The organism is Pelagerythrobacter sp. Soil_C_18 (genome assembly GCF_057657235.1).
This window is the reverse complement of sequence record NZ_JBDGIU010000001.1, coordinates 260748-277068: the sequence shown is the minus strand read 5'-3', so window position 1 is coordinate 277068 and position 16321 is coordinate 260748. Positions and strand designations below refer to the sequence as shown.

General features: G+C 66.6%; 4 protein-coding genes. 1 reads left to right on the top strand and 3 read right to left on the bottom strand.

The genetic code is table 11. The features are described from left to right. The first annotated feature begins 49 nt into the window (after nucleotides 1–49). Nucleotides 50–10645 carry a beta strand repeat-containing protein gene (locus tag AC3A5N_RS01140; protein WP_487735472.1) on the top strand — a complete coding sequence of 3532 codons (10596 nt, stop codon included), beginning with the start codon at nucleotides 50–52 and terminating at the stop codon, nucleotides 10643–10645. Between the two features lie 40 nt (nucleotides 10646–10685). On the opposite strand, the gene phoA is transcribed toward AC3A5N_RS01140, so the two are convergent. The 3 genes from phoA to AC3A5N_RS01125 all read right to left on the bottom strand — a co-directional run bounded on the left by phoA (nucleotide 10686) and on the right by AC3A5N_RS01125 (nucleotide 16150). Beyond that, entirely contained in the window at nucleotides 10686–12128 is a 1443-nt protein-coding gene (phoA, locus tag AC3A5N_RS01135; protein WP_487735471.1) for an alkaline phosphatase, read from the bottom strand. Between the two features lie 35 nt (nucleotides 12129–12163). Next, nucleotides 12164–13228: a phosphatidylinositol-specific phospholipase C1-like protein gene (locus AC3A5N_RS01130; protein WP_487735470.1), complete on the bottom strand. Its 1065-nt coding sequence runs from the start codon at nucleotides 13226–13228 to the stop codon at nucleotides 12164–12166. A gap of 156 nt (nucleotides 13229–13384) precedes the next feature. Beyond that, the gene (locus tag AC3A5N_RS01125) at nucleotides 13385–16150 is read right to left on the bottom strand and encodes a TonB-dependent receptor (RefSeq protein ID WP_487735469.1); all 2766 of its coding nucleotides are present in this window, start codon (nucleotides 16148–16150) and stop codon (nucleotides 13385–13387) included. Between the last annotated feature and the right edge of the window lie 171 nt (nucleotides 16151–16321).

Here is a 16321-nt window from a genome sequence, read left to right as displayed (position 1 = left end):
GGGGACCTACACCGTCGTCGTAACCGCCACCGATGGCAGCGGCGCCTCGGTGACGCAGAGCTTCGACTGGACGGTTGCGAACCCGGCGCCGGATGCGGTCAACGATGCCGATACCACTGACGAGGACACAACGCTCGCAGTAGACGCTGCTGGCGGTGTGCTGGGCAACGACAGCGATCCCGATGGCGACGCACTGACGGTCGGTGCGGTGAATGGCGATGCGGCCAATATCGGCGCAGTCATTGCTGGCAGCAGCGGGGGTGCCTTCACGCTCAACTCCGATGGCAGCTATGGGTTCGATCCGAACGGCGAGTTCGATGATCTCGCGGTGGGCGAGACCCGGACGACGAGCATCAGCTACACGGTGAGTGACGGCGAGGGCGGCACGGATACCGCGACGCTCGAGATTACGGTGACCGGCACCAATGACGGGCCGGTTGCGGTGGGGGCGCTGCCCGATCAGGCGAACGAGGATGCGGATGGCGTCACGACGGTGGACGTCACCGCGGCCTTTGCGGATGTCGATGCGAGCGACACGATGATTTACACGGCAGAGGGTCTGCCGGCTGGTCTGACGCTCGATCCTGCAACCGGCATCATCAGCGGAACGATCGACAACTCGGCCAGCCAGACCGGGACTGCCGGCAATCCGGCTGGCACCTACACCGTCGTCGTGACTGCTGATGACGGTCACGGCGGGAGCGTCTCGCAGAGCTTCGAGTGGACGGTCGCGAACCCGGCGCCGGATGCCGTCAACGATGCCGGTATCACTGACGAGGACACAACGCTCGCAGTAGACGCTGCGGGCGGTGTGCTGGGCAACGACAGCGATCCCGATGGCGATGCACTGACGGTCGGTGCGGTGAACGGCGATGCGGTCAATGTCGGTGCAGTCATTGCTGGCAGCAGCGGGGGTGCCTTCACTCTCAACCCCGATGGGAGCTACGGCTTTGATCCGAACGGCGAGTTCGATGATCTCGCGGTGGGCGAGAGCCGGACGACCAGTATCAGCTACACGGTGAGTGACGGCGAGGGCGGGACCGACACCGCGACGCTCGAGATTACGGTGACCGGCACCAATGATGGGCCGGTTGCAGTTGGTGCGCTGCCCGATCAGGCGAATGAAGATGCGGATGGCGTCACGACAGTGGACGTCACCGCGGCCTTCACCGACGTCGATGCGAGCGACACGATGACTTACACGGCAGAGGGTCTGCCGGCTGGTCTGACGCTCGATCCTGCAACCGGCATCATCAGCGGAACGATCGACAACTCGGCCAGCCAGACCGGGACTGCCGGCAATCCGGCTGGCACCTACACCGTTGTCATAACCGCCACCGATGGCAGCGGGGCCACGATCACGCAGAGCTTCGAGTGGACGGTTGCCAACCCGGCGCCGGATGCCGTCAACGATGCCGAGACGACCGACGAGGACACCGTGCTCGCAGTGGATACTGCGGGCGGCGTGCTGGGTAACGATAGCGATCCCGATAGCGATGCGCTGACGGTGGGTGCGGTGAACGGCGATGCGGCCAATGTCGGCGCGGTGATCGCGGGCAGCAGCGGGGGTGCCTTCACGCTCAACCCTGATGGCAGCTACGGCTTCGATCCGAACGGTGAGTTCGACGATCTTGCCGTGGGTGAGACGCGGACGACGAGCATCAGCTATACCGTAAGCGACGGCGAGGGCGGTACGGATACCGCGACGCTCGAGATCACGGTGACCGGCACCAATGATGGGCCGGTGGCAGTTGGCGCGCTGCCCGATCAGGCGAACGAAGACGCAGAGGGCGTCACCACCATCGACGTCACCTCCGCGTTTACCGATGTCGATGCGAGCGATACGCTCAGCTACAGCGCGACCGGTCTGCCGGCGGGCCTGACGCTGGATCCCGTGACCGGCATCATCAGCGGGACGATAGACAACTCGGCGAGCCAGACCGGGACTGCCGGCAATCCGGCGGGCACCTATACCGTCGTCGTAACCGCCACCGACGGCAGCGGCGCTACGATCACGCAGAGCTTCGACTGGACCGTCACCAATCCGGCACCCGAAGCGGCGCCCGACCAGGGTAGCGTGGTGGAGGACGGAGCGGATCTGGTCGTCTCGGCCGCCGATGGCGTGATCGGCAGCGGTTCCGCGCCTGCGGGGGCCGACACCGATCCGGACGCCGACAGTCTGGCGGTCACCCACGTGATTACCGGAACCGCCGACGACCTCGGCGACTTCGCAGCAGGCGCGACGCCTGGCGTTCCGATCACCGGCACTTACGGCACGCTTACGCTGAATGCCGACGGCAGCTACACTTACGTCCTCGACAACGACAATCCGGTCGTGAACGGCCTGAACGCGTCGAGCCCGCCGCTTTCGGACGCCTTCAGCTATGCTATCTCCGATGGCGAAGGCGGCACCTCGTTCACGACGCTGACCATCACGATCAACGGCAATGAAGACGGCGCGCCCTCGATCACCCCTGCCGATACGAACGGCGCCGAAGCGGGCGAGGCCACGGTCTACGAAGCGGGGCTGACGAGCGACGGACCTGCGGGCCAGAGCGCCGCTGCAACCGGCACCATCGCGATTTCCGCCGGCAACGGTCTCGCCAGCGTCACCATAGCGGGCCTCACGCTGACGCTCGCCGAGCTGGAGGCGGTCACGGCTGGCACTCCGGTCGAGATCGACACGCCGCAGGGCACGCTGACTCTCACGGGCTACACCTCGTCGGGCGAAGTCGGCGGCGTCTCCACGGGCGGCAGCCTGAGCTACACCTATACGCTGGAAGACACGGTCACCAATCCCGACGCGGCATCGGGCAGCAGCATCGAGGATATCGCGCTCGCGGTCGAGGACGTCGCGGGCGGAACCAGCAGTTCCACCCTCGGCGTCACGATCGTCGACGATGCGCCCACGATCGAGAGCGTCGAGGCCGTTACGGTGGACGAAGCCAATCTGGCCGACGGAACCGACCCGAACGCCGGCGCGCTGACCCAGTCCGGCTCGCTCGATATCCGCACCGGTGCGGACAGCGGCACCGTCAGCACCGTCTTCGACGGCGCGCAGACGGCCCCGGCCGGCCTGACGTCGAACGGCGTCCCCGTGGTCTACGCCGTGAGCGCCGACGGCCTCACGCTCACCGCGACCGCAGGGGCCGGCGGCCCGGTCGTCTTCACGGTGGCGTTGACCAATCCCGGCACGCCCTCGCTCGGGTACGATTTCACGCTGACGGGGCCGCTCGATCACGGCGGGTCGAACGTCGATCTCTCCTTCGGCTTCACCGTCACCGACGCAGACGGTGACAGCGACGCGGGCAGCTTCCAGGTGTCCGTCGTCGACGATGGTCCGATGGCGGTGAACGACCCCGGCGTAACGCTGGACGAGGGCGGGGCGGTGGCCGGCGCGAACCTGCTGGGCAACGATCAGGCGGGCGCCGACGGCGACGCCAAGGTGATCTCGATCACCTACACGAACGAGGCCGGCGACAACGTCGCGGCGGCCGTGCCCGTGAGCGGCCTGACGGTCGACACGCGCTACGGCTCGCTGACCGTCCATCAGGACGGCAGCTGGAGCTACACCAGCGACGCGACCGAGAACAATCCGGCGGGCGTGAGCGAGAGCTTTGGCTACACGATCGAGGACGGCGACGGATCGACGTCCACGGCGGTCCAGCCCGTTACCGTGACCGACACCGATCCTTCGGCCGGCCCGGTGGGGCTCACGCTCGACGAGCAGGATATTCCCGGCGCGGGCAGTGCAGGCTCGCCCACCAATTCTGTGACCGAGGATCTGGCGATCGTCAGAGGGCCGGACGCGATCAGCGACGTGGTGTTCGACAGCGCCACGGTCAGCGGCCTCGAGGCGCAGAACCTGACCTCGGGCGGAACGGCGCTCGTCTATACCGTGAGCGCCGACGGGCACACCCTGACCGCGACGGCGGGCGCGGGCGGCGCCCCCGTGTTCACACTGGTGCTCAACAACCCGAACGACGCGGCGGGGACGAGCCAGAGCGTCACCCTGACGCTGACCGGCAAACTCGACCACGCGGCCGCGGGCGGCGAGAACGGCCTGTCGATCCCGGTCGACTATACCGTGCACGATACCGATTCCAGCGCTCCGGCAAGTCTCGACCTGACGATAGTGGACGACGTGCCGACGGCCGCGGCCGACGCCGGTGTCAGCACCGTCGAAGGCGGGAACACGGTGACCGGAACGTCGCTGCTCGCCAACGACGTGCAGGGCGCCGACGGCGCGCGGGTGCACCAGATCCAGTACACCAACGAGGCCGGCGAACTGACCACTGCGACGGTGGCGGCGGGCCCGGCGGGCAGCACGTTCGATACGATCCATGGCAGCCTGACCGTTCATCAGGACGGTACCTGGAGCTACACCAGCGATCCCGCGGTGAGCGGCGGGGCCTCGGTTGACCACCCGCAACCGGACAACGACCTCTCGATCGACGATGTCTTCAACTACAACCTGATCGATGGTGACGGCGACGTCAGCGGCTGGGCAAGCCAGACGGTGACCGTGGACGATACGGCGCCTTCCATCGGCACGCCGGACACCACCGCAGTCAACGAGGCGAACCTGCCGAGCGGCAGCGATCCCGACGCCGCGGGGCTGACGCAGACCGGCTCGCTCGACGTGACGAAGGGTGCGGACGGCATCGATGTCACCTTCGATGCGGTTCAAAGCGGACTGATCGATCTCGGCCTTTCCTCCGGAGGCGCGGAACTGATCTACTCGGTGAGCGCGGACGGTCACACGTTGACTGCGACTGCCGGAGCGGGCGGACCGGTGGTGTTCACGGCCACCATTACCGATCCGGCGTCGGCCAGCGCCGGCTACACTTTCGACCTGTCGCGTCCGCTGGATCATACCGGAGGGGGCGAGATCGAGCTTCCGATCGGCTTCGGCGTGGTGGACGGCGACGGCGACGTGGATGATGCGAACTTCATCATCATCACCATTACCGACGATCAGCCCGCAACCGCGCGCTCGTTTACGCTGGACGAGGACAGCAGCGGCATCACGTTCACGACCAGCGCGGATGCGACGGACCAGAACACGGTCGCCGACGATCCGGCGAACGGCACCGCGACGGTCAATCCCGACGGTACCGTCACGTATGTGCCCGATGCCAATTTCAGCGGGACCGATACGTTCGATTATTCCACCACGGCCGATGATGGGACTACCGTCGTCACCACGGTGACGGTGACGGTAAACCCCGTTTCCGACGCCCCGCAAGTGCCGGTCGACGCCGCTGCGGTTCTGACCAACGAGGACGAAGCGGTTGCGCTCGGCCTCAACGCACCGGTCGTCACCGATGCGACCGACCAGAACGGTGCCGGCGCGGGCGACAATCCCGAACTGCTCGGTGCGATCACGCTCAGCGGTCTTCCGGCTGGCGCGGTGCTGCTCGACGGTGCAGGTAATGTCCTGCTGACATCGGACGGCAGCGACGTCACCATCCAGCTTTCCGACGGTTCGCACGTTTCCGGCCTCACATCGGACATGACGCTGAGCAGCGCCGACTACGAAGCCCTGCAGGTGCTCCCGCCGCCCGAAAGCCACGCGAACTTCACAGTCAACGTGGGCGTGACCAGCTACGAAGTCGGTGACGACGGCACGCCGATCCCCGGCGTGCCCGGTGCGGCTTCCTCGACCGACGTCACGGTCAACGTGGAGGCGGTGACCGATCCGATCGAGCTCTCGCTGGTCGACGGCGATGGCGATACCTCCGTGAGCGATCACACGTTCGCGGAGGACACGAGCTTCGACCTGTCGGATCTCCTGTCGGTCAATTTCCCGAGCATCGACGGCAATGCCGGCGCGGACACGGACGGCTCCGAAGTCCGCTGGTTCGAGATTTCGGGCCTGCCGATCGGCACCACCGTCAACGGCGTCGAAGTCACGGCGGCGAACCCGGTGGTCACGGTCGCGGCGCCGGGCCTGAGCACGTCTCCGACCGGCCTGCCGCCGATGACGATCACACCGCCGCAGGACTTCAGCGGCGACGTGACGATCACGGTCAGGCTCAACGCGCAGGACCGCGATGCCGATGGCGTCGGCGCCGGCCCGACGACCGGCGGCGTGGAGCGGGCTTCGGTCACGCTCGACCTGCATGTCACGCCGGTGGGCGGGGACGTGACCGCGTCAGACGTTTCGGTGCCCGAGGACACGGCCGCGGCCTTCCTCTCCGGCATCGAGGTCACGGACCAGGGTGGGAACGGTACCGAAATCATCACTGAGGTGCAGTTCGAGGTGCCCGCAGGCTGGACCGTCGCCGACACCGGTAGCGGCGCCGGGTATACGGCAGGTCAGTCCGGCGGGATCTACACCATCACGTTCGACGCGAGCCTGAGCGAAGCGGAGCGCGAGGCGGTGCTGGACGGCTTTACGATCGCCGCGCCCGCGCACAGCAGCGCCGACCAGACGATCGACGTCGCGGTGACCACGGCCGACACGGTCAGCATCGAGGGCAGCGACGTCACCCAGACGACCACGACCACCTTGCCGATCGAGGTCACCGTCACGCCGGTGGCCGAGGCGGTGGGCAGCGACAGCGATGGCGACGGGACCGCCGACGCCACGATGACGCCCGGCCACGCCTACACGACGGTGGGCGCGGAAGATGCCTGGTTCGCGCTCGGCACCGAGGGCGGCTTCAACCTCGAAGCCGGCTGGAGCGATCAGGACGCGGACGAACAGGTCTTTGCCCGGCTGACGCCCGAGCTGATCGCCGGGGACGGCGGCTCCAACACCGCCATCGGTTCGCAGTTCCGCTACATGGACGGCGACGGCGAGTGGGTCACGGTCACTTACGCTGGCTCTCCGGTCGACATTCCGGTCGAGTATCTCGACACCCTCGAGTTCAAGGCGCCGGAGAACCTGTCCGGAGCGTTCGAGATCGGCGTCGAGACGCTCACCGTCGATACCGACCCCGACACCGGTGCGCGGGTGGAGGCCGTCTCGGGTTCGGCCACTCTGTCGAACCTGGTGATCGAACCGGTCGCCGACGAGGTCACCATGGCCCTGAACGCGCGCGCTACGGGCGTGGAGGACACGGCCATCCCGCTGGATGTCAGGCCGACGAGTTCGGACCCGTCCGAAACCTTCACGGTGACGATCTCCAACATCCCGCCGGGCGCTCAGCTCTTCTATGACGGCGTGCTGCAGACGCCGGTCGGCGGCAGCGTGACGCTGACGGATTTCGATTCCAGCAAGGCGCTGGCCATTCAGCCGCCGCCCAACAGCAACGACGACTTCACGCTGGGCGTGTCCGCCGTATCGGTGGATGGGGCCGATGTATCCGCGGCTACGAGCCTGAACGTGAACGTGTCCGTTCGCGGGGTGGCGGACGAGGCCACCGTTACGCCGGTGGACGCGACCTACAGCGAGGCTGCACTCGACAGCGGCGCCGACCAGGTGATGCTCAGCGAACTGGTGACGGCGGATCTCTCGGATACGGACACCTCGGAAGTGCTGACGATGCGCGTCACGGGCCTGCCCGAAGGCTTCTCGCTCAGCGCGGGCACGATGCTGGTCGGCGGCACGGGCGCGGAACGCGTCTGGGTGCTGACGCAGCAGCAGTTCGAGACGGCGACCATATCGACCCCCGCGAACTACAGCGGAACGCAGGCGTTCACCGTCACCCCCGTGACGACCGAGAACGACGGCGACTCGCGGACCGGCACTCCGCAGACGGTCGAGATCACGGTCACGCCGTCGGCCGAGGCCGGGGTCACGACCAGCGCCGTGCTGACAGAGGATGTCGTGACGCCCCTCGGCCTCGGCATCGTCCACCAGAACGGCGATGCCGACGAGGCTCTCACGACCGTGTGGATCTCGGTCGATGACGCCGATAGCACGAATTTCACGCTCTATCTCGGCGGAACGCCGTTGTCCGCCGCTGGGCTGACCACCGAGACGATCGACGGGCAGAGCTATTACGTCCTGACCGGCGCGCAGATCGGGGAACTCGGAGCGAAGGGCGCGGCCAATCTCGACGGCTCCCTGGGCTCGTTTGACTTCAAGTACGAGATTACCGACGACAGCTACGGCTCGACGCCAGCAGGCGCGAGCGGCACGGCGGTGCAGGACGGCATCTTCGACCTTAGCGCCACTCCGGTGACCGACGCGGTCGACGTGTCGATCACCGCCATCGCAGGATCGGCTGGCGTTACCACGGTCTCCGACGACGTGGTGGGCGACGATGCGTCGCCCGACTCGGCGACACTCAATGCCGGCGACATGGTCACGGTGACCCTGAACGTCGCCAAGGTTCCCGATGCCGGCAGCGCCACCGGAACGGCCGATGCCGACGGCAGCGAGAAGGTGATCCGCGTCGTGATCGAAGGCGTGCCGGACGGCGTTTCCGTCCAGGGCGCCGAATATAGCGGCGGGGGCACCTGGCTGCTGATCTACGACGACGCGGCGGCTCTGCCGATCAATAGCGCGGGCGGCATCGATCTGCCGGTCGTGTTCGACGTCAGCGGTTTCGCCGGCGATCTCCAGGACGTGCCGATCAGCATGCAGGTCCAGACGCAGGACCGGGGCGAACTCAACGCAGGGACGGCCGTCGTGTCCGACACCGTAACCTGGCATCTCACCACCGAGTTCACCGGCGGCGACGGCGCGATTCCCGCGCAGATCGACCAATGGGCGTACAACGGTGCGCACGCCGGCGAGGACACCGAGTTCGCGCTGTCCGACGTCGTCGACGCGCAAGTCACGATCCGGGACGCGACGGTGGACAATACCTTCACGGTCAGCCTGACCGACGTTCCGCCCGGCACGGTGATCGACGGCATGATTTCGACGATCGTCAACGGAGTCGAGGTCTGGACCGCCTCGGTAACGGTGCCGCCGGGCGGCGATGCCGACGCGGCACTGGCCGGCCTTCTCGACAGCATCGGGATCACCGCGCCTGAAAACAGCAATGCGAACAATGCCCCGGGCGCGTTCCACCTCGATGCGCGGCTGACCGTCTCGGTCGCGGGCGGCGACAACGAGAGTGCCGATATCGACGACATGACCGTGCCGGTGGATCCGGTAACCGATCCGGGCGAAATCACCATCTCGCCCGAAGCGATCGACGAGGGCACCGCGTCCATTCCGGTGACCATCACGGTCTCGAACGATGCCGACGGCGCGTTTGGCGAGATCATCGATGGCAAGGTCTACGTCAAGGTGGACGCCGTCGGCAGCACGAATGGGCTGGAGAACGGTACGCTCACCCACAACGGCGCTCCGCTGACGACCGAGGTGGTGGACGGCGAGACCTACTACGTCATCACCGGGGTTACTCCGGGCGCGCCGATCGACCTCGTCTATACGCCGGACAACAGCACCGCAGGCGAGGTTTCGTTCAGCGCGCTGGTGCGGACGCAGGAGAGCGGCTCGGCGCTCGTGCAGACGGGGACCGCCACCAGCACCGGCCAGGTCATCATGATCAATAACGGCGTGACGGTAGGCAGCGGGCCCTCGTCGGGCGACGAGTCGAGCCAGGTTCAGATCACCAACCTGGTGGTTTCGCTCGTCGACGACGACGGATCGGAGACGATCAACTCCATCCTGCTGTCGAACCTGCCGAACGGCTTCCTCGTCTATGTCGGCGATTCCGCCGCGACGGCGACGCTGGCGAGCAATGCCGGCGGCACCAACACCTGGGTCATCTCTAACCCCGACGGTTCGCTTCCGTCCTACGTGGCCATCGTGCCACCCGAGAACTGGAGCGGAACGCTCGACAACCTGTCGGTCACGGTCGAGAGCGGCGAGACCGTCTTCAACGACGGGCTCATCCAGAACTTCGATCTGGGTCCGGTTACGGTCAACCCGGTGGCGCAGGGCGTCGACCTTACGGCGACCAACACGTTCGGCCCCGAGAACCGGGTCATCCCGCTCAATCTCAACGCCTCCATGGCCGACGCGGCCGATGCCTCGGTTCCGGGCGCGGTCGATGCCTCTCGCGAGACGACGACGTTGAAGCTGACGGGCCTGGGTGAGTTCGCCTCGTTCTACGTCGGGGCGGATCAGAAGGTCGACGGCGTGAGCTACGACGCCGCGACTGACACCTACACCCTGACCGGCCTGTCGCAGGCGGATCTCGATCAGATCGGGTTCCTGCAGGCGCGTGACGCGCTGACGGATCAGAATACCACCGCTTCAGGCGTTCAGATCCGGGTGGAGGCGTTCACGACTGACGGGGCGAGTACCTCAGCATCCGACACGGTCGACCTGACGGTGAACTCCTATGCTCAGCTCGGGACGAACGGCAACGACTCGCTCCTGTGGACCGGCGGCACGATCAACGCAGGCGCGGGCACGGACACCGTCCGCCTCCGCGACGGGGAGAGCCTGTCGGGCACCGAGCTCGACACGCGGCTGGCGAACGTCGAGGCGCTGGATCTGCATGGCAATGCCATCAGCAGCCTCTCGGCGGCCGATGTCCTCGGCATTGCCGGCGGCAGCGATCCGATCCTCAAGCTGCTGGGCGACGCGGACGATTCGGTGACGCTCGGAGCAGGCTGGACGGCAGCGGGCTCCCAGCAGATCGATGGCATCGAGTACGCGATCTACACTTCCGCGGTCGGCGCCACGCAAGTGGAGCTGCACGTCCAGAGCGAGGTCGTGGTGGACTGAACCGGGCAGGGCGGCCTGCGACGGGCCGCCCTCCCGAGGTTCAGTTTCCGGTGGGCCTGCCCAGACTCAGCGCGTCGCGGATGATGTAGAACATGTCCGTCTGATCGGTCAGGCCGGTGAAGTTGATCGCGCGCGGGCCATAGGCCGCGACGCGAAGCTGCGCGCCGGTGTGGCCCTGCGATCCCTCCTCGGCGGTGCCGTAGCTGATCGTCATCACCGCATCGTCGTGCGTCCTGAGCGCGGCCGTCAGACCCGGCGCGCGGGTGCCGTTGCCGACGATCTGGCTGGTGTGCGCGTGATCGGCGGTCACGATCACCAGCGTGTGCCCATCGGCGCGGGCGAAGGCGAGGGCGGCCTGCACCGCTTCGTCCAGATCGACGGTCTCGCCGATCTGGCCGCACGGGTTGGCGGCATGGTTCTGCTTGTCGATCGAGGCGCCTTCGACCTGGAGGAAGAAGCCGTCCGGGTTGCCTTTCAGCAGCTCGATCGCCTTCTCGGTCATGGCGGCGAGCGTCGGGATGGCCTCGGTCCGTTCGGGATTGTCGGCGCAGCGGACGGGCGGCTGGTCGAGATTGCCGTGGTACGACGCTTTCGGACCGGTCCAGCGCACCGGCATGACGCCGGGCGCGAACAGGCCGAGCAGCGGCTGGCGCTGGCCCGCTTCGCCCACCGCCCGCAACTCCGCAGCGTCGCGAACAATTGCGTAACCGCGCGCTTGGGCCTGCTGCAACAGCGTGCGGCCTTCGAACGGTCCGGCCTTGGCGACCTCCGCGAAGGTGGCCGCGCCGCCGCCCAGCAGCACGTCGGGCCGCAGCGCCAGCGCCTGCTCCGCGATCGACCCGGCGCCGCCGTTCTCGAGCGCATTGGCCGGGCACACCTCGCTCGTCGCGATCGGACCGTAGCACTTGCGCTGCGTCACATGCGCGATCTGCGCCGCTGGCGTCGCATCCTCGATTTCGCCGCTGGTGACGTTGCCGGTGGCGAGGCCTGCTGCCTTTGCCATCTCAATCAGCGTCGGATGCGGCCGGGCGTGGATGTCGACGCCGATCGCGCCGTTGTAGGTCTTCACGCCGGAGGACCAGGCGGTCGCGGACGCGGCGGAGTCCGTCACATAGTCGGGCTTCCCCGTCTCCCGGTCGAGCGCATAGTGCGTGTACTGGCCGGAGACCGGCAGCGCATCGATTCCCTTGAACGCGCCGCCGGCACCCTCGGCATAGTTGCGCGCGATCGTGATCTCCGAATCGCCCATGCCGTCGCCGATCAGCAGGATCACGTTGCGCACTTCGCGCTCCGCCAGCAGGTCGCGGTAGTGGTCGGTCAGATCGTCGCCGATGCGGCGCGCACCCGCTGGTACGCTCAGATCGCCTTGCGCGGCGCGCGTCGGACCGGCCGCGGGCGAGGCGGTCTGGTCCTGAGCGGAGGCGGGCACGGCGGCGAGCGCGCAGAGCAGCATGATCGAAGGGCGGCGGAGCGGAAGCGGCATCGGCGTATCCTGACGTGTGATGTTGAGAAAGGCGGTCAGCGCGTGGGCGCTTCGAGCGGATCGGCACCGCAGCCCTGCGGGCGGCTCACCGGATTGCAGGCGACGGCGGCACCGCCGGAGAGCCCGACGCGATAGCCGGTGCCGAAGCGGGGATCGGGCCAGAGGTAATCGGTCGAGATGTACTGCGCGCCGCTGGCGAGTGCCGCTTCGCGCTGGCGTGTGTCGCCGGTCCGCGCGGCGGCGGTGCCTTCGTCGGCGCGGGTCCGCACAATGAAGCCCGCCTCCACCGCGCGCCGGATGCGATCCGCCTCACGGATCGGATGGTTGAGCGTGAGGTAGGCCGCCGCGGGCGAATCTTCGTCGGTGTTGACGAACAGCACCCGTCCTTCGAGCGAACCGCGATCACCGCGATAGAGCGCGACCTTCTCGGGCCCTTCGTCGAGCGCGAACATCAGGCGCCCGCGGGCCGCCTCCAGCGTCGGCCAGTTATCGGCGAGCACCGCCTCGCGCAGCGTCGGATAGCTCTCCTGGACGTCGTCGGGAACGATCAGCTTGTCGGCCGGGAGCACCGATCGGATCTCGCGGTCGAGCGCATCGAAGGCGGCTTCGGTGAACGGCAGTGCCTCGACGATCGGGTCGGCATCGCCGGTGCTGTCCTTCGCATTCATCATGACGAGGATTGGCGCATGGTCCGGATGGGCGTCCGACCAGCCTCTGATGATGGCAAGACATTGCACCAGCGTCGGGCAGTTCGTGCGGTCGTCGAGGCCAGGAACGTGCTGGACCTTGAACCCGGGGCGCCGGAGCGCCGGATCGTCCGACGTACCGGCGAAATGGCCGCCGCGCGGATCGTAATAGACGTCGAGCTCGATCTGCCGCGCTCCCGCATCGAGCTGCTCGGTCAGCGGCCGGTGCGCGTAATCGAGCGAGTCTGCGGCCTGCGGGTCGTACTCGCGCAGCTGCGCCATACGTTCGCCGGGCATCGCCAGCTTGTAGCTGTTATGCGTGCCGACCATCACCAGATCGTTGATCTTGACCGGATCTTCCGCCGCAACCGGTGTGGGATCGAGCATCAGGAGGATGGCGTTCAGCCAGAACATGTCTTTACCCCTGCGGTGACGGAGATGGCCGATATCTCGCCGGCTGCCGCGCCGATAGGCGGCCCATGTTAAGCTTGTGAGACGATCGGCCGAGACGGGGTTGGAGCGCCCTCCCTCCAGGCGTGAGGGCGCTCCTGAAACCACCGGTCGGGGCGATCAGAACTGGGCGCGAACGCCCAGGCTGATGCGGCTTCCCGAAAATTCGTAGGTGGTCGGGAAGGCGGGATCCATCGTGTAGCCCGTGGTCGCCTCGTCGGTGATGTTGATGCCCTGGAGTTCGACTCGGAAGTTGTCCGTCACCTGATAGCTGACGGCCAGGTCGACCTGCCCGTAGGCGTCGCGGTAGACCGGGTACATGTTCCGCTCGATGCGCTCCACATAGGCGCTCTTGTGGTTGTAGGACACGCGCGCCGCGAACGGGCCGCGTTCGTAGAACAGCGTCGCGTTGTAGGTGTTGTCGGAGAGGCCGATCGGTGAGGTCGGAATGTCGAGATCGGATTCGCCCGTCAGCGAGCTGTCGAGGAAGGTGTAGTTGGCATTCACGCCGAAGCCTTCTAACGATTCGTGGAACCACCAGAACGGCACCACCGCGACCAGCTCGACGCCGCTCACCTTGTACGATCCCTCGGCATTCACCGGCTGATAGACGTCGAAATCATAGACCCCGTCGATCGTGCCGTTGGCGTTGTACTTGGTCACGTCCTCGACCACGCCGGTCAGCTCGTTCTGCACCACGCCCTTGATGTTCTTCCAGAAATAGGACGCGGCGAGCAGGCCGTCGCTGCCGAGATACTTCTCGATGCCGACTTCCCACTGGTCGGCGTAAGTCGGCTTGAGGCTGGGGTTGCCATCGGTGAAGCGGAACTCGTTCCAGCTCGCCGTGCGCTTGTAGGCAAGGTCGGTCAGCGCCGGGCGGATCAGCGTCTGCGAGGCGGCCGCGCGGAGGAGCAGGTCGTCCGCCACCTCGATATGCGCGTTGATGGACGGCAGAACCTTCTCGTAGCTGCCCTCGCTGGAGACCGGCTCGTCGGTATAGCCGGTTGAGCCGTCGGGGTTCTGCACCTGGTGGAAGCCGGACGAGCGCACCGTCGTCTTGATGTAGCGCGCGCCGGCGTTCACGAAGACCGGCATCGAGGCGATGTCGAACTCGAAATCGGCCATGCCGTAGGCGGCGATCGTCTCCTCCTTGACGCGGTAGAACTGGCCGTCGTCGAATGGCGAGAGGAAGCCCTCGGGCCGGAAGAAGTCGCGGGCGTAATCGTTCGAGATCTGCTGCCAGTCGAGGTCGCGCGCCTGATAATCCTTGCCGCCGACGATCTCGGTCACGTAGCCGAGTTCGCTGTCCGCCAGTGTCCGCTCGTTGACATACGAGGAGTCCCCGCGCGTCGGCCCCTGGATCTTCTCCTCGCCGTACTGACGCTCGGTCGTCTTGTTGGTGTAGCGTGAGCCGAAGTTGACGCGCTTCAGCACACTGTCGAAATTGTAGGTGACGTTGAGCTGGGCGGTGTACTTGTCGTCCTCGATCTCCTCGTAGGTCGTCTCGTAGGCCTCGAAGAGATAGGATTCGGGCGAGTTGTACATGTCGATCGTGTTCGGATCGTCGCTCGGGATCGTCTCGCCCCCGGTTTCGGTATAGCGAGTGCGTGAGGGGGCGTAGGCGACATGCTTCAGGTTGGCGTTGTCGCGCGACTTGCTGGCGTTCGAATAGCCGGCGAGCAGGTCGATCTCCCAGTTGCCGGTTTCCCAGTTCATCTCGCCGCCGAACTGGCGGTAGTCGGTCTCGGTGATCCGCTCCTTGCTCAGGAATTCATGCTGGGTAGCGGTGTAGGACACGTCGCGCAGGACGACGATGCCGTGCTCCGACAGGGTCGTGTCGTCGTAATCATGGATGATGCCGAGCGTCGACCGACTGGACGCGGAATAGGCGGCCGCGTCGTATTCGTCCTCGACCGTGTCGAACGAGCCGAGGAAGGCGTCGAACGTCACGCTGAGCTGGTCGCTCGGGCGGTATTGCAGCGATCCCGAGAAGCCGAGCTTGTCCTGATCGTTGAGGTAGATCCGGTCGCCGACCTTGTCGAGGAAGACCACCCGGTCGACTTCGTTCCCGTCGTTGACGTCGTCGAACACGATGCCGGCATCACGCTCGAGCACCTCGAGCGCCTGGTCGGTCTGCGCGTCGCCGCGGTCGGTCCAGCGCGAAATGGGACGGAAGTTGATGCCGGAGTTGGAATCGGTGCGGTTGGTCCGCTGCCCCTTCGATACCGAGAGAAGCACGCCGAAGTCCCCGAAAGTGTCGCTCGCAAGGAAGGAGAACTGCGGATCGATCTCTTCGGAAATCGAGTTGTATGCGCCTTCCACGGAACCGACCACGCGCAGGCCGGGATTGTCGAACGGGCGCGCGGTCCTGATCTTGACCGAGCCGGCGATGCCGCCTTCCTCATCCGCCGCGGTCGGCGATTTCTGGACGGTGACCGACTGGATCAGCTCGGACGCGAAGATGTCGAACTCGACGTCGCGCCCGCCCGAGCCGGACGCGGTGGCGAGATCGTTGATCGTCACCAGCGTGAACTCGGTCGGCAGGCCGCGGACGTTGACGCGGGTGCCGAGGCCCTTCTCGCGCTCGATCGTCACGCCGGGGATCCGCTGTAGCGCTTCGGACAGGTTCTGCTCGGGGAAGTCGGCGATGTCGGTGGCGACGATCGAGTCCGAGAAGCCGATCGTCTCGCGCTTGATGTCGATCGCTTCCCGCAGGCTCTGGCGGTAGCCGGTGACGACGATGGCGTTTGCTTCGGCTTCCGCTTCTGCCGATGCGCCGGCATCAGCGGCCGGAGCAGTCTGCGCGAAGGCCGGTGCTGCGGACAGTGCGGCGAATGCCACCCCGGCAAGGAGCTGCGCGGCGCGGACGTTGACGGTACTCTTCATTTTTAGCTCATTCCCCCTGGAATTCACGCCAGTCGGGCAGCAGGCGACCTGCGCCGGCAACGCCATGCGCGCGCCGGCACGCCGGATTCCGGGATGGAATTCCGGCGGCCGCAATCAGCGGCGACATCGCTCTGAACGAATGCACCACCTTGCCCTCGTAGCTGTTCCGAT

What these genes read in the sequence shown, in the direction of transcription:
- AC3A5N_RS01125 (WP_487735469.1), bottom strand. Translation starts at nt 16,150, where the DNA reads ATGAAGAGTACCGTCAACGTCCGCGCCGCGCAGCTCCTTGCCGGGGTG.
- AC3A5N_RS01130 (WP_487735470.1), bottom strand. Translation starts at nt 13,228, where the DNA reads ATGTTCTGGCTGAACGCCATCCTCCTGATGCTCGATCCCACACCGGTT.
- phoA (WP_487735471.1), bottom strand. Translation starts at nt 12,128, where the DNA reads ATGCCGCTTCCGCTCCGCCGCCCTTCGATCATGCTGCTCTGCGCGCTC.